This is a genomic window from Streptomyces sp. BK340 (genome assembly GCF_007827595.1).
Taxonomy (GTDB): domain Bacteria; phylum Actinomycetota; class Actinomycetes; order Streptomycetales; family Streptomycetaceae; genus Streptomyces.
The window spans coordinates 134,896-155,367 of the sequence record NZ_VISR01000029.1 but is presented as its reverse complement, the minus strand read 5'-3'; the positions used below and the strand labels follow the sequence as shown (position 1 = coordinate 155,367).

Genomic DNA, 20,472 nt, shown 5'->3' with positions numbered 1-20,472 from the left:
CTGGGGATCGACCTCGCACATGGCAAGCGCATGCGACATACGACAGCATCACCGAGCACCACACCGCACCACCGTCAGAGCGACACGGGGGCATGAGGGAGGGGAGCGACCATGGCCTCGGACCACATCCGCCGCTGGGAGTCCGGAGCACTCGCGCACGCCGTCACGGACCCCTTCGGCCTGGGCCCGGTCCCCTGGCTGCGCGGCAGTGAGACCTACTTCGACGACACGGGACACGTCGTGCCCTGGTACGTCGACCCGAGCCCGCAGCAGCCGGCCGGGGAGCGGCCGCGCGTCCCGGCGCCGCGCACGGCAGGCTCCGGCCCCCGCTCGGCCGACGACGTGCACCGGCAGATCAAGGGCTTCACCTCCTCCGGCGCGGTCACGCCCGGCGCGGCGATCGACTTCCACATCACGGTCGACCCGCCCCAGCAGTTCAGCGTGGACATCTACCGCATCGGCCACTACGGGGGCGACGGCGCTGCCAAGATCACCACGAGCCCCCGGCTCTCCGGCATCGTCCAGCCCGCGCCGCTGGCCGCCGACCGCACGGTCTCCTGTCACCACTGGTGGCTGTCCTGGCGCCTCCAGGTGCCCTCCCACTGGAGCATCGGCGCCTATGTGGCCGTCCTCACCACCGTCGACGGCTACCGCTCCCACGTGCCGTTCACGGTCCGCGACGACCACCCGGCCGACCTGCTCCTGCTGCTGCCCGACATCACGTGGCAGGCGTACAACCTCTACCCGGAGGACGGCCACACGGGTGCCAGCCTCTACCACGCCTGGGACGAGAAGGGCCGGCTGCTCGGCGAGGCGGACGCGGCCACCACGGTCTCCTTCGACCGCCCGTACGCGGGCGCGGGCCTGCCCCTGCACGTCGGCCACGCCTACGACTTCATCCGCTGGGCCGAGCGCTACGGCTACGACATCGCCTACGCCGACGCCCGCGACCTGCACGCCGGCCGCGTCGACCCCAGCAGGTACCGGGGCCTGGTCTTCCCGGGCCACGACGAGTACTGGTCGCTGCCGATGCGCCGCGCCGTGGAGGACGCCCGTGACCGCGGCACCTCGCTGGTCTTCCTCTCGGCCAACACCATGTACTGGCAGGTGGAGTTGGGGCCCTCGCCGTCCGGTGTCCCCGACCGGCTGCTGACCTGCCGCAAGCGCAAGGGCCCCGGAAGGCCGGTGCTGTGGCGCGAGATCGACCGGCCCGAGCAGCAGCTGGTCGGCATCCAGTACGCGGGCCGGGTCCCCGAGCCGTACCCGCTGATCGTCCGCAACGCGGGCCACTGGCTGTGGGAGGCGACCGGCGCGCACGAGGGCGACGAGATCGAGGGCCTGGTCGCCGGGGAGGCCGACCGCTACTTCCCGCGCACCCCGCTGCCCGAGCACGAGGAGCGCATCCTGCTCGCGCACTCTCCCTACACCGACAACGACGGAGCCCTGCGCCACCAGGAGACCTCGCTCTACCGCGCCCCCTCCGGCGCCTGGGTGTTCGCCTCCGGCACCTTCGCCTGGTCCCCGTCCCTGGACCGCCCGGGCCATGTGGACCCCCGTATCCAACGGGCCACGGCGAACCTGCTGGACCGCATCTGCAAACGGGACTGACCCCCGGCGGACCGCCACCGCCCCCCTGGCCGAAACCGAGCGTCCGCATAAGGGAGAATCGAGGCACTTGGACAGAACCACGGGGAGGAACCGTGTCCGGATTCGTAGAAAAGCCCGAGCCGATCCAGGTTCCGGGCCTGGTGCACCTGCACACCGGAAAGGTGCGCGAGCTGTACCAGAACGAGGCGGGCGACCTCGTGATGGTCGCCAGCGACCGAATGTCCGCGTACGACTGGGTGCTGCCCACGGAGATCCCGGACAAGGGCCGCGTCCTCACCCAGCTCTCCCTGTGGTGGTTCGACCAGCTGCGCGACCTGGCCCCCAACCACGTGCTGAGCACCGAGCTCCCGGAGGGCGCCCCCGCCGACTGGGCGGGCCGCACGCTGGTCTGCAAGTCCCTGAAGATGGTCCCGGTGGAGTGCGTGGCCCGCGGCTACCTCACCGGCTCGGGCCTGGTCGAGTACGACGAGTCCCGGACCGTCTGCGGCCTCGCCCTGCCCGAAGGACTGGTCGACGGCTCGGAACTGCCCGGCCCGATCTTCACGCCGGCCACCAAGGCCGAGGTCGGCGAGCACGACGAGAACGTCTCCTACGAGGAGGTCGCCCGCCAGGTCGGCGCCGAGACCGCGGCCCAGCTGCGCCAGGCCACGCTCGCCGTGTACTCCCGCGCCCGGGACATCGCCCGCGACCGGGGGATCATCCTGGCGGACACCAAGTTCGAGTTCGGCTTCGAGGGCGACACGCTCGTCCTCGCCGACGAGGTCCTCACCCCGGACTCCTCGCGCTTCTGGCCGGCCGACCAGTGGCAGCCGGGCCGCGCGCAGCCGTCGTACGACAAGCAGTTCGTCCGCAACTGGCTGACCTCGGCCGAGTCCGGCTGGGACCGCAGGAGCGAGCAGCCCCCGCCGCCGCTGCCGCAGCACGTCGTGGACGCGACCCGGGCGAAGTACGTGGAGGCGTACGAGCGCCTGACGGGCATGAGCTGGGCGTAACGCGAAAGGCCCCCGGTGAGAACCGGGGGCCTTTCGCTGTGGAGCGGACGACGAGGCTCGAACTCGCGACCTCAACCTTGGCAAGGTTGCGCTCTACCAACTGAGCTACGTCCGCAGTGCGCCGTGGCGCGAGGCCAACTATACCCAACCTCGGTCGCGTGCGAGACGCACTGCCGCATGACGGTTCTCCGCACCGAGTTTGGTGACGGCCGAGGAGAGGTAGTTCCGCACGGTTCCCGGCGACAGCGCGGCCCGCTCGGCGATCTCCGCGACCGGCGCGCCGTCGGCCGCCAGCTCCAGCACCTCGGCCTCCCGCGCGGTCAGCGGGGAGTCCCCGGCGGAGATCGCGTCGGCGGCCAACTCCGGGTCGACGTAGCGGTTTCCCGCGTGCACGGTCCGGATGATCTCGGCGAGCCGCTGGGCGCTGACCGTCTTCGGGACGAACCCCCGCACACCGGCCGCGAGGGCCCGTTTCAGGTGCCCGGGCCGACCGTGACCGGTGACGATCAGCACCTGACAGCCGGGCAGTTCGGCGCGCAGGGATGTGGCGACCTTCACACCGTCGGCGCCCGGCATCTGCAGATCGAGCACGGCCACGTCGGGTTCGTGCGCGCGCGCCATCGCCAGCGCCTCCGGCCCGCTCGCCGCCTCCGCGACGACGATCAGGTCGTCCTCCAGGGAGAGCAGGGCGGTCAGTGCGCCCCGGATCAGATGCTCGTCGTCGGCGAGCAACAGCCGTACCGGGCTGCTCATGAGGTGACTCCACTCACTTCCTGTTTCACCGGTACCTCGGCCACCAGCCGGAACCGGTCCCTGCCGACGAGCCCGGCCTCCAGCGTCCCGTCCACGGCGGCCAGCCGTTCCCGCAGTCCGGCGAGTCCCGAGCCGCCCCCGCCCGTCGGGTCCGCCGCCCCGTCGTTCTCCACCGTCAGCACCACACGTCCCTCCCGCACCCCCAGCCTCAGCGCACACCGCCCCGCGTCCCCGTGCCGCAGCACGTTGGTGGCCGCCTCGCGCACCACCCAGCCGAGCGCGGACTGCACCTCGGCGGGCAGCCCGCCGGCCTCGGCGCGGACCTCGCAGACGATCCCGGCAGCCGTCAGCACGCCCTGCGCACCGGCGAGTTCGACCAGAAGGTCGGCCTCCCGGTAGCCGCGTACGACGTCCCGCACCTCCCGCTGCGACTCCTGGGCGATGCGCTGCACCTCGATCATCTGGTCCACGGCCTCCGGCCGCCCGCGCCGGGCGAGTTGGACGGCCAGCTCGCTCTTCAGGGAGATGACGGAGAGGTTCCGCCCCAGCACGTCGTGCAGATCGCGGCCGAAGCGCAGCCGCTCCTCGGCGACGGCGAGCCGGGCCTCGATCTCCCGGGCGCGTTCCGCCTCCCACAGCACGGCGAGGGTCCAGGCGCCGCAGCGGCCCGCGAGCAGCGCGAAGACCACCTGGAAGGCGATGATCAGGGCGGTCGCCACCAGGCCGGGGGCGTCGCGGTCGGCGAGCCCGATGACAGCCGTGAGCAGGACCGTGAACACCGCCGACCGGCGCAGGAACACCCCGACCGGGACCGTGAGTCCGTAGAGCAGCGCGAACGGGAGCAGCAGGCCGCCGATCGAGAACCGGATCGCCATCGGGGTGGCCGCGTCCAGCCCGGCGAGCGCCACGAGCAGCGCCAGGGCCAGCCCCAGCAGGACGGCCGGGGTGCGGTACGTGCCGGCCGGCAGGTCGGCGCGCCCGAGGTAGTGGTCGAGCGCGGTCCTGGTGAGCTTGTTCGAGAGCACGCACTGCAGGATCCCGGCGAGGGCGACGAGGGCGCCGAGGACGACCGCCACCGGCCGGTGGGCGAGACCGCCGCCGACCAGCGGCAGCAACAGCCAGCAGCCCATGATGAACCAGACCGTGCTGTACCAGGTGAGGAGGCTGTACAGCTCGACCCGCTCGGCCTTGCTGCGCTCTCCCCAGTGCCGCTGCTGCCACCGCCGTATCCGCCCGACCATGTGTGCCCCCGTGCTCAGCGCCGCGGCTCCCACCGGAACCACCGCCGTACAGCAAACACCGCCACGACGGTCCAGGCCAGGGTGGTCGCCACGGCGCCCAGCACCTCGTACGTGCTCAACTGGCCGGTCCAGCCCGCGCGGACCAGCCGGATCGCGGGGGACAGCGGAAGGAGTTCGCAGACGGAGGCGAGCCGGTCGGGCAGGACCTCGGTCGGGATCGCGATGCCGGAGCCGATCATCGAGAAGAGCACCAGCGGCAGCGCGGTGACCTGGCCGCTCTCCACGCTTCGGGTCACGGACGCGGTGAGCGCGGCCAGCGCGGCGCTCAGCACGAGCCCCGCCACCAGCCCCAGCAGGGTCAGGTACGGCGCCTTGGGCGCCCCGGTGTGCAGCAGCACCGCGCAGCCCGCGCACAGCAGCAGGGACTGGGCGAGGCCGATGCCGACGGCCGGCAGGGCCGTGCCGGTGAGGATCTCGGCGTCGGAGAGTTCGCCGGTGCGCAGCCGTTTGAGGACGAGTTCCTCGCGGCGGGCGACGTAGGCGTTGACCAGGGAGGTGTAGACGGCGAAGAGGAAGGAGAAGCCGACCGCGGCCGTCATCATCACCGCGCCGACGGAGAGCCCTTCCTTTTTCAGGTCTATCTGGTCGAGGGCCGGCCGCACGCTGAACGGCAGGGCGAGCGGCATGACGAGCGCGGTGAGGACGACGCCGCGGTTGCGGCCGAGGAGGGCGAGTTCGGCGCGGGCCAGCGCCCGCAGCCGTCGGCCCGCCGGTGCCCACGTGAGAGTGCTCATGCCATGACCTCCTGCTCCCGCGCGATCCCGAGGAACGCCTCCTCCAGCGAGGCCGAGCGCACATCGAGCCGGCGCAGCTCGACCCCGGCCCGCTCGGCCCAGGCCAGCACCCCGGCGGCGGTCCGCTGCAGCTCCCGGGTACGCAGCCGTACGAGGCGGCCGTCGTTCTCGTGCCCGCAGACGCCGAGGTCGGCGAGGGGCGGCAGATCGCCGAGGAAGTAGCCGTCGGGCAGTTCGAAGGACATCCGGGAGGGCCGGCCCGCGGTGACCTCGGCCGGGGTTCCGGACGCGGCGATGCGCCCCTCGTGCAGGATGGCGAGCCGGTCGGCGAGGCCTTCCGCCTCCTCCAGGTAGTGCGTGGTGAGCAGCACGGTCGTGCCCGCGGCCCGCAGGCCGCGCACCAACTCCCAGGTGTCCCGGCGGCCTTCGGCGTCGAGCCCGGTCGTCGGCTCGTCCAGGAACAGCACTTCGGGGTCGCCGAGCAGGGCGAGCGCCAGGTCCAGGCGCCGGCGCTCGCCACCGGACAGCTGCTTGACCCGTACGTCGCCCTTCCGGGCCAGCCCGACCAGCTCCAGCACCTCCGCCGCCCCATGACTCGTTCGCCTCCGGGGCGCTCCAGTCGGTGTCGAGGGTGCGACCGTGCTCAGCCCTTCGGGCCTCCGCGCCGTCGCACCCTCGACACCGACGCGCCCCTTCGGCTCACTCGCGACGGGCCGGGCCCCGCTGGTGCAGCCCGCCCACATCCGGGCGGTCTCGGCGATGGTCAGGTCGGAGGGGAAGCCGCCCTCCTGGAGCATCACCCCGGTCCGCGGGCGTACGGCGGCCCGCTCCCGGTAGGGGTCGTGGCCGAGGACGCGGACCTGGCCGCCGACCGGTGCCGCGAGGCCTTCCAGCAGTTCGACCGTCGACGTCTTGCCCGCGCCGTTGGTGCCCAGCAGGGCGAAGATCTCCCCGCGTGCCACGGAGAAGGTGATTCCGCGTACGGCCTCGAACCCGCCCCCGTAGACACGCCTGAGGTCGGTGACCTCGATCACGTGCTCGTGTTCGTTGGTGTTCATGTCTTCAGCGTCCCGGCGCGCGGGCCGGAAGAGCAGTGCGCGGTGTCATCACCCCGCGTGACAAATGTCAGACGGCGGAGGGCACACGAAAAGACCCCGGTCCAATGGACCGGGGTCTCATTCCCGAGCGGACGACGAGGCTCGAACTCGCGACCTCAACCTTGGCAAGGTTGCGCTCTACCAACTGAGCTACGTCCGCACTGCCCCCGACCGGCTCCCACCGATCGGTGCGAGCACCAGCCTACCTGATCCACAGGAGTGGTCGTGTCGACCGGTGCCAGAGCGGGTGACAGGAATCGCACACTGCGCCTTCCCCCTGGAAGGGGGATGTTCTGCTACTGAACTACACCCGCATGTCCGTGGGATCCGGCCTTTCGGCCTCGCCCCTCGGCGTGCCCCAGACATTAGCTGATCAGCAGGGGGGTAGCGCAAGTCGGTTCCCGGCGCGGCCAAGTGCACGGTCCTCAGGGTCCGCTGACGAACCCTGAGGACCGCCCCTTCGCGGGCTTCACTGCGCGGCGCTGAACGCCTCGTAGACCTTCTTCGGGATGCGTCCGCGCGCCGGCACGTCCATCTTGTTCGCCTGGGCCCAGGCCCGGACGGCCGCCGGGTCGGGAGCGACCTCCGTCTGCTTGTACGCCTTGCCGGAGCGCGAGCGCTTGCGGCCGGCGTCCACGTAGGGCGCGAGCACCTTGCGCAGTTTCTTGGCGTTGGCTTCGTTCAGGTCGATCTCGTACGACTTGCCGTCGAGTCCGAAGGCGATCGTTTCCGCCGCTTCCGAGCCGTCGATGTCGTCAAAGAGAGTGACCACGACCTTTTGCGCCACGAATATCGGTCCCTTCGTGCGGCACGTCGATACAGCTCATCGGCGATGACGTGCCGAGTATCGGCTATTGCCAATTCATTTGTACAGTGCCCGGCAATGCAAAGTGAAGCCCGACTAAATCCGTCAGCGTGTCCCAGTGCAATAGGCGTCGTGGGTGGACCTGTGGAACTTTCCCAGAACTTTTCGCGAGGGTGCCCGCCTGTCACCCGATCGTGATGCGCCTCACGTAGTTTCCTACAACTCTACTCGCGTAGAAATTTTGTGCGGGTAGTCTGAAGGAACCTGCTCAGCACCACACACCGGGAGTGCCAGTGGCACGCGTCGTAGTCGACGTCATGCTCAAGCCGGAGATCCTCGACCCCCAGGGCCAGGCGGTCCAGCGTGCGCTGCCGCGCCTGGGTTTCGAAGGGATCTCGGACGTACGTCAGGGAAAGCGTTTCGAACTGGAAGTTGACGGGCCGGTTGACGAGGCCGCGCTCGCCCGCATCCACGATCTTGCGGAATCCTTCCTCGCCAACACCGTGATCGAGGACTTCACCGTCAAGGTGGAGGAAGTCGCGGAGGCCGCGAAGTGACCGCTCGTATTGGCGTCGTCACTTTCCCGGGGAGTCTCGACGACCGGGACACCCAGCGCGCGATCCGCCTCGCGGGTGCCGAACCGGTCGCTCTCTGGCACAAGGACAAGGACCTCAAGCAGGTCGACGCCGTGGTGCTGCCCGGCGGTTTCTCCTACGGCGACTATCTGCGGGCCGGTGCCATCTCCCGGTTCTCGCCGGTGATGGAGTCCGTCATCGAGCAGGCGAAGGCCGGACTTCCGGTCCTCGGTATCTGCAACGGCTTCCAGGTCCTCACGGAGGCCCACCTTCTTCCGGGCGCGATGCTCGGCAACAACCACCTCCACTTCATCTGCCGCGACCAGAAGCTGCGGGTGGAGAACGCGGGGACGGCCTGGACCGGCGACTACCGCGCGGGCCAGGAGATCCACATCCCGCTGAAGAACATGGACGGCCGGTACGTCGCCGACGAGTACACGCTCGACAAGCTGGAGGCGGAGGGCCGGGTCGTCTTCCGGTACCTCGACTTCAACCCGAACGGCTCGCTGCGGGACATCGCCGGCATCACCAACGAGGCCGGGAACGTCGTCGGTCTCATGCCGCACCCCGAGCACGCCGTCGAGCCGCTGATCGGTACCGGCCGTACCGACGGCCTCCCGTTCTTCACCTCGATCCTCAAGAAGCTGGTCAACGCATGAGCCGGACGCCTCTGGACACGGTCGAGCACGCGGCCGCGACCCCCGACGTCGAGCTGCCCTGGGCCGAACTCGGTCTGAAGAAGGACGAGTACGAGCGGGTCGTGGAGATCCTCGGCCGCCGGCCCACCGGTGCCGAGCTCGCCATGTACTCGGTCATGTGGTCCGAGCACTGCTCGTACAAGTCCTCCAAGGTCCACCTGCGCCAGTTCGGCGAGAAGGCCCCCGAGAACGACGCCCTGCTCGTCGGCATCGGCGAGAACGCGGGCGTGGTCGACGTCGGCCAGGGCTACGCGGTCACCTTCAAGGTCGAGTCGCACAACCACCCGTCCTACGTCGAGCCCTACCAGGGCGCGGCCACGGGTGTCGGCGGCATCGTGCGCGACATCATCGCGATGGGCGCGCGTCCGGTGGCCGTGGTCGACCCGCTGCGCTTCGGCGCGGCCGACCACCCCGACACCAAGCGCGTCCTGCCGGGTGTCGTCGCCGGCATCGGCGGCTACGGCAACTGCCTGGGTCTGCCCAACATCGGCGGCGAGGTCGTCTTCGACGCCTGCTACCAGGGCAACCCGCTGGTCAACGCCGGTGCCATCGGTGTGATGCGGCACGAGGACATCCACCTCGCCAAGGCCTCCGGCGCCGGCAACAAGGTCATCCTGTACGGGGCCCGGACCGGCGGCGACGGCATCGGCGGCGCCTCGATCCTGGCCTCCGAGACCTTCGACGACGCCAAGCCGTCGAAGCGCCCCGCGGTCCAGGTCGGCGACCCCTTCCAGGAGAAGCTCCTCATCGAGTGCACCCTGGAGGCCTTCCGGGAGAAGCTGGTCGTCGGTATCCAGGACCTCGGTGCGGCCGGCCTGTCCTGCGCCACGTCCGAGCTGGCCTCCAACGGCTCCGGCGGCATGCGCGTGACCCTGGACGACGTACCGCTGCGTGACTCGACTCTCTCGCCCGAGGAGATCCTCATGAGCGAGTCGCAGGAGCGCATGTGCGCGGTGGTCGAGCCGGAGAAGGTCGACCGCTTCCTGGAGATCTGTGCCAAGTGGGACGTCATCGCCACCGTCATCGGTGAGGTGACCGACGGCGACCGCCTCGAGATCTACTGGCACGGCGGCAAGATCGTCGACGTCGACCCGCGGACCGTGGCCCATGAGGGCCCGGTGTACGAGCGCCCGTACGCCCGCCCGTCCTGGCAGGACGAGCTGCAGGCGGACGACGCGAACAAGCTCGCGCGCCCGCAGACCGCCGAGGAGCTGAAGGACCAGGTCCTGAAGCTGGTCGGCTCGCCCAACCAGGCGTCCAAGAAGTGGATCACCTCGCAGTACGACCACTTCGTGCAGGGCAACACGGTGCTGGCCCAGCCCGAGGACTCGGGCATGATCCGCATCGACGAGCAGACCGGCCTCGGCGTCGCCATCGCGACGGACGGCAACGGCCGCTACGCCAAGCTCGACCCGTACACGGGTGCCCAGCTGGCGCTGGCGGAGGCCTACCGGAACGTGGCGACGACCGGTGCCAAGCCGCTCGCCGTCTCGGACTGCCTGAACTTCGGCTCGCCCGAGGACCCTGCGGTCATGTGGCAGTTCGCGGAGGCGGTGCGCGGTCTCGCCGACGCCTGCCAGCAGCTGGGCACCCCGGTGACCGGCGGCAACGTCTCCCTCTACAACCAGACGGGCGAGGTGGCCATCCACCCGACCCCGGTGGTGGCCGTGCTGGGCGTCATCGACGACGTCGCCCGCCGCACGCCGGTCGCCTTCCAGGAGGAGGGCCAGCTCATCTACCTCCTCGGCGACACCCGGGAGGAGTTCGGCGGCTCGGCCTGGTCCCAGGTGGTCCACGACCACCTCGGCGGCCTGCCTCCGCGGGTCGACCTGGAGCGCGAGCGCCTGCTGGCCGAGATCCTGATCTCCGCCTCCCGCGACGGCATGATCGACTCCGCGCACGACCTGTCCGACGGCGGTCTGGTCCAGGCGGTCGTGGAGTCGGCGCTGCTCGGCGGCAAGGGCGCGCGTCTGGTCGTACCGGACGGGCTCGACGCCTTCACCTTCCTGTTCTCCGAGTCGGCCGGGCGTGCGATCGTCGCGGTGCCGCGCTCGGAGGAGGTCCGCTTCAACGACATGTGCGGTGCCCGGGGCCTCCCGGTCGCCCGTATCGGTGTCGTGGACGGCACGGCGGCCGACGCGGATGCGGTGGTCGAGATCCAGGGTGAGTTCGCGCTGACCCTGGCCGAGCTGCGCGAGGCGCACGAGGGCACCATCGAGGCGCTGCTCGCCTAGGCGGCGGCACGACGCGAGGGGCCCGCCCGGATCCGTCCGGGCGGGCCCCTCGCCGTCTGAGCCGCGCGGTCACCGAGGGAAGCCGGCGCCGGGCGTCCGCTGCCGGTTCACGAGGCCCGAGTGCCGTGTCGGACGTCCGCGGGGCCGGACGGGACCCGGTCCTCGGCACGGAGTCCGCGGGCCGTTCCGGTCTCCGCCGGCGGGACCGGAGCCTGCGCCGGGCGGGACCGCGGCAGGCGCAGCGCCAGCACCAGGCACAGGGCCATCACCGCGGCCCCGCACAGGAACACCGAGTCCATCGCGGAGACGTACGCGGCCACTCCCCGGGCGTGTGCGGCGCCCCGCAGGGCCACGAGCGAGCCGATGTCGCCGGGACCGTCGTACAGGCGGCCCAGGAGGGTGCCGAAGAGGGCGGCGCCGAGGGCCGTGCCGAGGGTCTGGAAGAAGCGGATCGCGGTGGTGGCCACGCCGAGCTGGTGGCGGGGCGCCGCGTTCTGCACCAGCTGGATCAGCTGGCCGAGCAGCTGGCCGAAGCCGATGCCGACGAGCAGCAGGGCGGCGCGCAGCTGCCACAGCGAGGTGTTCGTGCCGGTGGCGGCGAGGAGCAGGAAGGCGCCCGTGGTGACCACGGACCCGCTGATCACGAAGGTCCGCTGGGACCAGCCGCGTTCGGTGAGCCGGCCGGTGACGGTGCCGACCGCCATGATCCCGGCCGCCATCGGGATGAGGAACAGCCCGGCGGAGGAGCTGGCGACGCCGCGGGCGACCTGGAGGTAGACCAGGACGTAGTACATCGCGCCGGTCATGGCGATGCCCATCAGCCCCTGGATCGCGAAGCCAAGGCGCAGCTCGGGGACGCGGAACAGCGAGGGCGGCAGGATCGGTTCGGCGGCGGTGGACTGGCGGTGCAGGAAGAGGGCGAGCGCGGCTGCCGAGGCCAGGCCCAGGGCGAGGATCTGCGGCGAGGCCCAGGCGTACTGATTGCCGCCCCACTCGGTGACCAGCAGCAGCGTGGTGGAGAACGCGGCGGCGAGGGCCGCGCCGGGGAAGTCGATGGCGCGGCTGTGCGTGTCGCGCGGGAGCCTGAGGACCACGGCCGCGGCGGCGAGGGCCGCGATGCCGAGCGGCAGGTTGATGCAGAAGGCCCAGCGCCAGCTCGCGTGGTCGGCGAGGAAGCCGCCGAGCCAGGGGCCGACGGCCATGCCGCCGCCGGCGACGATCCCGCCGGTGCCCGCGCCCTTGTTCTTCTTGTCCCCGGGCCCCTGCAGCTGCGCGATCACCACCATCGTGACGCTCATCAGCCCGCCCGCCCCGATGCCCTGCACGGCCCGGGACGTGATCAGCCAGCCGATCGAGGGGGCCGCGCCGCACAGCGCCGAGCCGGTCAGGAAGGCGCCCAGGGCGCCGAGGAAGACGCGCCCCGCGCCGAGCACGTCGCACAGCCGGCCGTACAGGGGCAGCACCGCGGCCGACGCCAGCGAGAAGGCGCTGACCAGCCACGGGATCTTGTCGACGCCGTGCTCCGGATCGAGGTCCCGGACGATCGGCACGGTCGCCGCGGACACGATCTGCATGTCGAGGACGGCGAGAACGATCGTGACGAGACAGACGAGGAAGCCGATCTTGCGCTGGGTTTCGGTCATGGGCATCACCATGCCGTGTGTTCATGGACCGAGTCAATATTTCAGCTCGGCTCAATCTTCATCCCGGCATAAATTTCATCGCGGTAAGGTGTCCGCATGGCTGAGGCGATGGGGCTGCGCGAGCGCAAGAAGCTGCAGACGGCGATGCGGATCTACCAGGTCGCGATCGGCCTGTTCGTCGAGCGGGGCTTCGACAACGTCTCCGTGCAGGAGATCGCCGACGCCGCCGAGGTCTCCAAGATGACCGTCTTCAACTACTTCGGCACCAAGGAGGACCTGGTCTTCCGGCCGATGGAGGAGCACTTCGGCGACGCGGCACGGGCCGTGCGCGAGCGGCAGCCGGGCGAGTCCGCCGTGGCCGCCGTGCGCCGGCAGTTCCTGGAGATGGTGCAGAGCCGCGACCCCTCCATCGGGCTGAACCCCGAGCCGTTCGCCCGCCAGGTGCGCCATCTCGTGCGGGAGACCCCGGTGCTGATGGAGCGCGCCTTCCTCGCCGCGCAGAAGGGCACCCGGGAGCTGGCCGCCCTGCTGGCCGCCGAGACCGGCGACCGGATGCAGGCCACGATCGCGGCCGCCACCCTCAGCGCCGCCCGCAACGCCCTGATCGAGGAGCACCACTTCCGGATCGCCGAGGGCGAGAGCACCGACCAGGTCGCCGCCGACGCCGCCGAGCGCGCCCGCGCCGCCTTCGCCCTGGTCGAGAACGGTCTGAAGGACTACGCGGTGAAGCAGTAGGCGGCCCTCGCACAGCAGAGGGGCCTGCGCGGCCGGGGCGAAATCCGGCTGAAGCCGCGCCCTCGGCAGGCATAGGGTCACCGCATGCCACCGGCCAAGAAGCGCGCCCGCAGCTACGACCCCGCCAAGACCCGCGCCGCGGTCTTCGCCCAGCTCGGCAACGTACGGGAGGCCGTACGCGGTCTCACGCCCGAGCAGTTCGCCCGGCCCACCCGGCTCGGCGACTGGACCGTACGGGAGCTGGTCGCGCACATCGGCATGGCCGTCACGGCCGTGCGCCGGTCCCTGGACCTGCCGGCCCCGCCGAAGCAGGACGTCCAGGTGGTCGAGTGGCCCTTCGCCACCGCCGCCGCCTCCGCCGCGATCGCCGACTTCACCCGGAACCTCGCCGCCGAGCACCCCGACCTCGACAGTTACCTCGCCGACGTCGAGCAGAGCCTGCGCGCCCTGCTCGACGCACACCCCGGCAGCCGGCTCCTGCAGACCAACGCGGGCGCACTGCCCCTGGACGACTACCTGGTCACCCGGGCCGTCGAGCTGGTCGTCCACACCGACGACCTCAACGCCGCCGTCCCCGGCCTCCAGGTGGCGTACGACCGCCAGGCCCTGGCCGCCGCCACCCGGCTCCTCGCCGACGCCCTCGCCGTGAAGGCGCCCGGCGGCTCCACCGAGGTGCGCGTGCCGCCGTACGCCGTCGTGCAGTGCGTCGAGGGGCCCCGGCACACCCGCGGCACCCCGCCCAACGTCGTGGAGACCGACCCGCTGACCTGGATCCGGCTCGCCACCGGCCGCGTGGCCTGGACGGACGCCGTCGAGGAGGCCCAGGTCAGCGCGAGCGGGGAGCGTGCGGACATCGGGGTCCTGCTGCCGCTCATGTCGTGACGGAACCGGCGGCCCGGACCGGCCGTCGAATCCGTATGAACCGGTACGAGCAACTGAACCGGCACAGGCAACCGAACCGGCACGACCGGCCGAACCGGCACAAGCAGCGCATGACCCTGACGGCGGCCGCCGTGCTCGTCCCGCTCACGCTGGCCTGCGGCAGCAGCCGGGCCGGGCAGGCGGAGGACGGCCGGCCCGCCGCACGGCAGCCCGTGACCGGCGTCGACTGGCGGGTGGACAGTCTCACCGCCGACGGCACCACCCGGCAGGCGCCCGCCACGGCCCACATCCGGATCGGCGCGGACGGACTCGCGGCCGGCAACCTCGGCTGCAACCAGTTCGGCGCCCGGGCCACCGTGCGCGGCGACCGCATCACGATCGGGGACATCCGCGCCACCAGGATGGCCTGCGCCCCGGAGCGGATGGACTTCGAGCGCGCCTTCGCCCGCACCCTCACCACCGGTACGCTCACCGCCCGGACCGACGACGGGAAGCTGACGCTCACGGACGGCGACGGTGATGTCGTGCACCTCGGCCGCGGCGCACCAGAATGATGTGCGACACCTCACTCATGCATGCGGTGAATGGGTCCGGAGCTGCCGTCCACAGGGCCGCCGACGGTCGTCCCGGCCGCCTCGGAGCCTTGCTGACCTGCAGAAACGAAGAAACCGCCAAGGTGATCGGCAAGCCCTCACCCGTTGCCGTCGCGCATCCCCAATTCGGACCAGTGGTCGACCTCGCCTACACTCGGTGCCGTGCCACGTGGTGACGGTCGACTCAATCACGATCTGCTTCCCGGCGAAAAAGGCCCCCAGGACGCTTGCGGCGTCTTCGGTGTCTGGGCTCCGGGTGAAGAGGTCGCAAAGCTCACGTACTTCGGGCTCTACGCCCTCCAGCACCGGGGTCAGGAATCCGCGGGAATCGCGGTCAGCAATGGCTCCCAGATCCTCGTCTTCAAGGACATGGGCCTCGTGTCCCAGGTCTTCGACGAGACCTCTCTCGGTTCGCTCCAGGGTCATATCGCGGTCGGACACGCCCGCTACTCGACCACCGGTGCCTCCGTGTGGGAGAACGCCCAGCCGACGTTCCGTGCCACCGCGCACGGCTCGATCGCGCTCGGCCACAACGGCAACCTGGTCAACACGGCGCAGCTCGCCGAGATGGTCGCCGAACTCCCGAACGACAGCAACAGCCGTTCCACCCGGGTCGCGGCCACCAACGACACCGACCTGCTGACGGCCCTGCTGGCCGCTCAGGTCGACGAGGACGGCAAGCCGCTGACCATCGAGGAGGCCGCCCACACGGTCCTCCCGAAGGTGCGGGGCGCCTTCTCCCTCGTCTTCATGGACGAGCACACCCTCTACGCCGCCCGTGACCCGCAGGGCATCCGCCCGCTGGTCCTCGGCCGGCTGGAGCGCGGCTGGGTCGTCGCCTCCGAGTCCGCCGCCCTCGACATCTGCGGTGCGAGCTTCGTCCGCGAGATCGAGCCGGGCGAGTTCGTCGCCATCGACGAGAACGGTCTGCGCACCTCCCGCTTCGCGGAAGCGAAGCCCAAGGGCTGTGTCTTCGAGTACGTGTACCTGGCCCGCCCGGACACCGACATCGCCGGCCGGAACGTGTACCTCTCCCGGGTCGAGATGGGCCGCCGCCTGGCCAAGGAGGCCCCGGTCGAGGCCGACCTGGTCATAGCGACCCCGGAGTCCGGCACCCCGGCCGCCATCGGCTACGCGGAGGCCTCCGGCATCCCCTTCGGCGCCGGTCTGGTCAAGAACGCCTACGTGGGCCGCACCTTCATCCAGCCCTCGCAGACCATCCGTCAGCTGGGCATCCGCCTGAAGCTGAACCCGCTGAAGGAAGTCATCAAGGGCAAGCGCCTGGTCGTCGTCGACGACTCGATCGTGCGCGGCAACACCCAGCGGGCCCTGGTCCGCATGCTGCGCGAGGCGGGCGCCGCCGAGGTCCACATCCGGATCTCCTCGCCGCCCGTGAAGTGGCCCTGCTTCTTCGGCATCGACTTCGCCACCCGCGCCGAGCTGATCGCCAACGGTATGACCATCGAGGAGATCGGCACCTCGCTCGGCGCCGACTCCCTGGCGTACATCTCCATCGACGGCATGATCGACGCGACCGCGATCGCCAAGCCGAACCTGTGCCGCGCCTGCTTCGACGGCGAGTACCCGATGGAGCTGCCGGACCCGGAGCTGCTCGGCAAGCAGCTGCTGGAGACCGAGCTGGCCGCAGGTCCGGCCGCCACGGCCGCGGCCGACGCGATCCGTCGCCCGTAAGCCCCCGTAGGACGACACGAAAGTTCTCAAGGTCATGTCAGCTGAGTTTGATCAGCGTGCCCCGCACGCGGCCACTGGTGCCAGCTACGCGAGCGCGGGCGTCGACATCGAGGCGGGCGACCGCGCCGTAGAGCTGATGAAGGAGTGGGTGAAGAAGACCCAGCGCCCCGAGGTCCTGGGCGGCCTCGGCGGCTTCGCCGGGCTCTTCGACGCCTCCGCCCTCAAGCGCTACGAGCGCCCGCTGCTCGCCTCCGCCACGGACGGCGTCGGGACGAAGGTCGACGTCGCGCGCCGGATGGGTGTCTACGACACCATCGGCCACGACCTGGTCGCCATGGTCATGGACGACATCGTGGTGTGCGGTGCGGAGCCGCTGTTCATGACCGACTACATCTGCGTCGGCAAGGTCCACCCCGAGCGGGTCGCCGCGATCGTCAAGGGCATCGCGGAGGGCTGTGTGCTCGCCGGCTGCGCCCTGGTGGGCGGCGAGACGGCCGAGCACCCGGGTCTGCTGGGCGAGGACGACTTCGACGTCGCCGGCGCCGGTACGGGTGTCGTGGAGGCCGACCGGCTGCTGGGCGCGGATCGTATCCGGACGGGTGACACCGTGATCGCCATGGCGTCCTCCGGGCTTCACTCGAACGGGTACTCCCTGGTCCGTCACGTGCTGCTGGACCGTGCGGGGCTGGCCCTGGAGTCGGAGGTCGCGGAGCTGGGCCGCACGCTCGGCGAGGAGCTGCTGGAGCCCACCAAGATCTACTCGCTGGACTGCCTGGCGCTGACCCGCACCACCCAGGTGCACGCGTTCAGCCACATCACCGGCGGCGGGCTCGCGGCCAACCTGGCCCGGGTCATCCCGGACGGGCTGCACGCCACCGTCGACCGGTCCACCTGGACCCCGGGCGCGATCTTCGACCTGGTCGGCAGGACCGGGAACGTCGAGCGCCTGGAGCTGGAGAAGACCCTGAACATGGGCGTCGGCATGATCGCGATCGTGCCGGAGGAGTCCACGGACGTGGCCCTCACGACCCTGGCCGACCGCGGGGTCGACGCATGGGTCGCGGGCGAGATCACCGACCGGGGCGACAAGGAGACCGGCGCGGAGCTGGTCGGGACGTATTCAATCTAAAGGCGCCGCCGTCTGAACCTGCGGGTAGCACAGAACCCGGTCGGTGGCTGTGCCACCGACCGGGTGAGTGCTCAATGCAGGGTCAAGCGCCGCGACGGTGTTGTGAGGGACCTTCGTCCTCGTCCTCGTCGTCCTCATAGAGGTCGGCGTATCGAGAGTAGAGATCGTCCTCGTCATGCTCATCGTCCTCGAACGGCTCGCCGTTCGGCGGCTGGCTCGAAGTTGATGCGCCCAGTTCATTGGCCAGACGTGACAGGTCAGTCCCACCGCTGTTGTACTTCAGCTGGCGGGCGACCTTTGTCTGCTTGGCCTTGGCCCGGCCGCGCCCCATGGCTCGACCCCCTCGGTGACGGGGCTTGACGGCCCCAGAGTCTGACACGCGTTCATGATCCGGAACGGACCCTCCGCAGAGAGGCCGGTCCGTAGGGCTTCCACGGTACCTGAGCCCGCGCCCATACGGTACGTCGCCCGCAGCACGCGCGTGTGCACAGGACCCTCGAGGTGCCCTGTCCTCGCTGGTCAGTGGCGATTTTAACCACTTATCGGGGTACGACCCGCCGGTGGAAGTGAGAGTTCTCTCCAAGTTCCCGCCGGCGGGTACCGCTCATGCGTGCGATCGGACACCCGATCGCGAGCGTCAGCGTGCCGCGCGGGCCTCGGCCATGCGCTGCTCGGCGATCCGGTCGGCCGCGGCGGCCGGCGGGATCCCGTCTTCCTTCGCACGTGCGAAGATGGCCAGCGTGGTGTCGAAGATCTTCGCCGCCTTCGTCTTGCACCGCTCGAAGTCGAACCCGTGCAGCTCGTCGGCCACCTGGATCACGCCACCGGCGTTCACCACGTAGTCCGGCGCGTAGAGGATCCCGCGGTCGGCGAGGTCCTTCTCCACACCCGGGTGGGCGAGCTGGTTGTTGGCGGCGCCGCAGACGACCTGGGCGGTCAGCACCGGCACGGTGTCGTCGTTCAGGGCGCCGCCCAGGGCGCAGGGGGCGTAGATGTCGAGGCCCTCGACGCGGATGAGCGCGTCGGTGTCGGCGACCACCTGCACGGTCGGGTGCTGGTCGGAGATCCGCCCGACGGCCTCGCGCCGCACGTCCGTGATGACGACCTCGGCGCCCTCGTCGAGCAGGTGCCGGACCAGGTGGTGGCCCACCTTGCCGACGCCCGCGATACCGACCTTGCGGCCGCGCAGCGACGGGTCGCCCCACAGGTGCTGGGCGGAGGCGCGCATGCCCTGGTAGACGCCGAAGGCGGTGAGCACCGAGGAGTCGCCGGCGCCGCCGTTCTCGGGCGAGCGGCCGGTGGTCCAGCGGCACTCGCGGGCCACGACGTCCATGTCGGCGACGTACGTGCCGACGTCGCACGCGGTGACGTAGCGCCCGCCGAGCGAGGCGACCATGCGGCCGTAGGCGAGCAGCAGTTCCTCGGACTTGTCGCGCTCCGGGTCGCCGATGATCACGGCCTTGCCGCCGCCGTGGTCCAGGCCGGCCATGGCGTTCTTGTAGGACATCCCGCGCGCGAGGTTGAGGGCGTCGGCGACGGCCTCGGCCTCGGTCGCGTAGGGGTAGAAGCGCGTTCCGCCAAGGGCCGGGCCCAGGGCGGTGGAGTGGATGGCGATCACGGCCTTGAGACCGCTGGCGCGGTCCTGGCAGAGCACGACCTGCTCATGGCCGCCCTGGTCCGAGTGGAACAGGGTGTGCAGGACATCAGCAGATGCGCCGGTTACGTCGGTCACTGTGGTGACTCCTGTGTAAATAGCGGCGAGTGGGGCTCAGCTCCCGTGCGGGTGGCGGGTGCTGTGGCATGAGCGTAGAGCCTGTGCCCACCAGCCATCCTCGCAGTGTTCAGGATCACTCTGCCGTGCCTTTGGCGTACGCATGACCGTGGCACGATTTGCAGTGGTTTCGAGCCGGGTCCGATGGGGAGGGAGCAGGCGTGCCCAAGGTGTCCTCCGTGGTCGTCCCCTATGCCGCGTACCTGCGCGTCTACGAGCCGCTGGCCGCCTTCCCGGAGCCGGAGCGCACCCACTGGGCGCGTTACGCCCGGCGCCCCGACCGCCCCTCCTACCAGGACGAACTGCGCCGTTCGCTGGCCGACTTGCTGCCCACCCCGCCGATCCCGGTGCCGGTCCACGAGAGCAGCGACGCCTTCGTGCTGGACATCGACGGAGTCGTCTGCGTCTGCCCCTGGCGGACCCGGCTGCGTGGCTGGCAGGCCCTCGGCGAGCTCGCCGAGGAGCTGCCGGCTCCGGTGCTGGACGCGGTGCTGCCGCCGCTGGTGCGCCACCAGGCCGCCCAGGACTACGAGCGCTGGCTGGCCCGCAACCCGGACGCCCGCCCCTGGATCCGCACGGCGACCTGGCAGGTCCCGCTGAACTGGTTCGTGCTGGTCTCCGACGAGGAGCGCCGGTACGAGAAGGGGTCCGGCGAGGTGCCGCCGATGCTGCGCTACCGCACCCCGATGGTGCAGGCCAGGCGCCGGGTGGCGCGGGCGCTGCGCACGCTGAGGGACACCATCCAGGAGGGGCCGCTGATCGACGGCCTGGTGGACGTCGGCCGCTGGCTGGAGGAGTTCCACCCGCGCTCGCTGGTCGAGCTGGACTACGGCGGCCTGGTGCACGCGGTGCCGGCCGGCGAACTGGAGGGCGACCACTCGGCGGCCGACGTCGCCGACGGCATCGAGGCCCTGCGCCGGGGGGACGGGACGGCCGCAGGGGAGGCCTACGGGCGGCTGGTGGAGCGGTGGCGGGCGGTACGGGACCGGCGCTCCGCGAACTGAGTGACGCACGTCACGGTCAAAACAGCCCTGAACAACGTACGGTCTACCGCACTTGACCACCTGACGGGACGTTGATCCCGATCCGGGCTTTTGTCCCAAGGGTGATGGACGGCACTTACACGGCTCTTGCGCCGCTTGCCACCCCTCATGCCAAAATAGGACAAGGAGTCCGGGGAGGGCTCTGTCCGTCCAACTATGCTCCACTCTGGGCGGAATCCCAGCATTG

Annotated in this window: 19 protein-coding genes and 3 tRNA genes; 11 read left to right on the top strand and 11 right to left on the bottom strand. The window is 70.8% G+C overall.

Going from position 1 to position 20,472, the window contains the following annotated elements; translation table 11 throughout:
• Window positions 1-111: 111 nt before the first annotated feature.
• Both FB157_RS37695 and FB157_RS37690 read left to right on the top strand, forming a co-directional pair.
• Complete coding sequence (locus FB157_RS37695) at window positions 112-1,608, top strand: N,N-dimethylformamidase beta subunit family domain-containing protein (RefSeq protein ID WP_145885230.1); 1,497 nt, start codon at window positions 112-114, stop codon at window positions 1,606-1,608.
• Window positions 1,609-1,700: 92 nt separating this feature from the next.
• Window positions 1,701-2,600 (top strand): phosphoribosylaminoimidazolesuccinocarboxamide synthase, encoded by a 900-nt coding sequence (locus tag FB157_RS37690; RefSeq protein WP_145885229.1) that lies wholly within the window; start codon window positions 1,701-1,703, stop codon window positions 2,598-2,600.
• A 39-nt stretch (window positions 2,601-2,639) separates the two neighbouring features.
• Here FB157_RS37690 and FB157_RS37685 read toward each other — a convergent pair.
• The 8 genes from FB157_RS37685 to FB157_RS37650 all read right to left on the bottom strand — a co-directional run bounded on the left by FB157_RS37685 (window position 2,640) and on the right by FB157_RS37650 (window position 7,272).
• Window positions 2,640-2,715, bottom strand: a tRNA-Gly gene (locus FB157_RS37685).
• 23 nt (window positions 2,716-2,738) lie between these two features.
• Window positions 2,739-3,353 carry a response regulator transcription factor gene (locus FB157_RS37680; RefSeq protein WP_145885228.1) on the bottom strand — a complete coding sequence of 205 codons (615 nt, stop codon included), beginning with the start codon at window positions 3,351-3,353 and terminating at the stop codon, window positions 2,739-2,741.
• Window positions 3,350-4,594, bottom strand: coding sequence for a sensor histidine kinase (locus tag FB157_RS37675; protein WP_145885227.1), 1,245 nt, complete (start codon window positions 4,592-4,594; stop codon window positions 3,350-3,352). Before FB157_RS37675 ends, FB157_RS37680 begins: the two co-directional genes overlap by 4 nt.
• Window positions 4,595-4,608: 14 nt before the next feature.
• Window positions 4,609-5,388, bottom strand: a complete 780-nt coding sequence (locus FB157_RS37670; RefSeq protein ID WP_145885226.1) for an ABC transporter permease — start codon at window positions 5,386-5,388, stop codon at window positions 4,609-4,611.
• A complete protein-coding gene (locus FB157_RS37665) occupies window positions 5,385-6,446 on the bottom strand; it encodes an ABC transporter ATP-binding protein (RefSeq protein WP_145885225.1) in 1,062 nt (353 codons plus the stop codon). Before FB157_RS37665 ends, FB157_RS37670 begins: the two co-directional genes overlap by 4 nt.
• Before the next feature lie 126 nt (window positions 6,447-6,572).
• Window positions 6,573-6,645: transfer RNA gene (locus tag FB157_RS37660), tRNA-Gly, on the bottom strand.
• Window positions 6,646-6,727: 82 nt separating this feature from the next.
• Window positions 6,728-6,799 (bottom strand) — tRNA-Gly (locus tag FB157_RS37655).
• 155 nt (window positions 6,800-6,954) lie between these two features.
• Window positions 6,955-7,272, bottom strand: a complete 318-nt coding sequence (locus FB157_RS37650; protein ID WP_145885224.1) for an Lsr2 family protein — start codon at window positions 7,270-7,272, stop codon at window positions 6,955-6,957.
• A gap of 311 nt (window positions 7,273-7,583) precedes the next feature.
• On the opposite strand from FB157_RS37650, the gene purS reads away from it, so the two are divergent.
• The 3 genes from purS to purL are packed head-to-tail and all read left to right on the top strand — an operon-like array spanning window position 7,584 to window position 10,797.
• Complete coding sequence (gene purS / locus FB157_RS37645; RefSeq protein WP_015659417.1) at window positions 7,584-7,847, top strand: phosphoribosylformylglycinamidine synthase subunit PurS; 264 nt, start codon at window positions 7,584-7,586, stop codon at window positions 7,845-7,847.
• On the top strand, window positions 7,844-8,524 hold the full coding sequence (purQ, locus tag FB157_RS37640; protein WP_145885223.1) for a phosphoribosylformylglycinamidine synthase subunit PurQ: 681 nt from the start codon (window positions 7,844-7,846) through the stop codon (window positions 8,522-8,524). Before purS ends, purQ begins: the two co-directional genes overlap by 4 nt.
• Window positions 8,521-10,797: a phosphoribosylformylglycinamidine synthase subunit PurL gene (purL, locus tag FB157_RS37635; protein WP_145885222.1), complete on the top strand. Its 2,277-nt coding sequence runs from the start codon at window positions 8,521-8,523 to the stop codon at window positions 10,795-10,797. Before purQ ends, purL begins: the two co-directional genes overlap by 4 nt.
• 107 nt (window positions 10,798-10,904) lie before the next feature.
• Here the strand turns inward: purL and FB157_RS37630 are convergent, their stop codons facing one another.
• Window positions 10,905-12,440, bottom strand: coding sequence for an MFS transporter (locus tag FB157_RS37630; RefSeq protein WP_145885221.1), 1,536 nt, complete (start codon window positions 12,438-12,440; stop codon window positions 10,905-10,907).
• A 96-nt stretch (window positions 12,441-12,536) separates the two neighbouring features.
• Between FB157_RS37630 and FB157_RS37625 the strand changes: the two genes are divergently transcribed.
• From FB157_RS37625 to purM, 5 genes are all read left to right on the top strand, one after another.
• Window positions 12,537-13,175 carry a TetR/AcrR family transcriptional regulator gene (locus tag FB157_RS37625; protein ID WP_145885220.1) on the top strand — a complete coding sequence of 213 codons (639 nt, stop codon included), beginning with the start codon at window positions 12,537-12,539 and terminating at the stop codon, window positions 13,173-13,175.
• 84 nt (window positions 13,176-13,259) lie between these two features.
• Entirely contained in the window at window positions 13,260-14,057 is a 798-nt protein-coding gene (locus tag FB157_RS37620) for a maleylpyruvate isomerase family mycothiol-dependent enzyme (RefSeq protein WP_145885219.1), read from the top strand.
• Window positions 14,058-14,167: 110 nt separating this feature from the next.
• Window positions 14,168-14,611, top strand: coding sequence for an META domain-containing protein (locus FB157_RS37615; RefSeq protein WP_261386794.1), 444 nt, complete (start codon window positions 14,168-14,170; stop codon window positions 14,609-14,611).
• A gap of 201 nt (window positions 14,612-14,812) precedes the next feature.
• The gene (gene purF, locus FB157_RS37610) at window positions 14,813-16,342 is read left to right on the top strand and encodes an amidophosphoribosyltransferase (protein WP_145885217.1); all 1,530 of its coding nucleotides are present in this window, start codon (window positions 14,813-14,815) and stop codon (window positions 16,340-16,342) included.
• A gap of 34 nt (window positions 16,343-16,376) precedes the next feature.
• Entirely contained in the window at window positions 16,377-17,471 is a 1,095-nt protein-coding gene (gene purM, locus FB157_RS37605; RefSeq protein ID WP_145885216.1) for a phosphoribosylformylglycinamidine cyclo-ligase, read from the top strand.
• An 82-nt stretch (window positions 17,472-17,553) separates the two neighbouring features.
• On the opposite strand, the gene FB157_RS37600 is transcribed toward purM, so the two are convergent.
• Window positions 17,554-17,802 (bottom strand): DUF3073 domain-containing protein, encoded by a 249-nt coding sequence (locus tag FB157_RS37600; protein ID WP_145885215.1) that lies wholly within the window; start codon window positions 17,800-17,802, stop codon window positions 17,554-17,556.
• Between the two features lie 306 nt (window positions 17,803-18,108).
• Complete coding sequence (locus FB157_RS37595) at window positions 18,109-19,203, bottom strand: Glu/Leu/Phe/Val dehydrogenase dimerization domain-containing protein (protein ID WP_145885214.1); 1,095 nt, start codon at window positions 19,201-19,203, stop codon at window positions 18,109-18,111.
• Between the two features lie 200 nt (window positions 19,204-19,403).
• On the opposite strand from FB157_RS37595, the gene FB157_RS37590 reads away from it, so the two are divergent.
• Entirely contained in the window at window positions 19,404-20,246 is an 843-nt protein-coding gene (locus FB157_RS37590) for a hypothetical protein (protein ID WP_145885213.1), read from the top strand.
• Window positions 20,247-20,472 lie beyond the last annotated feature (226 nt).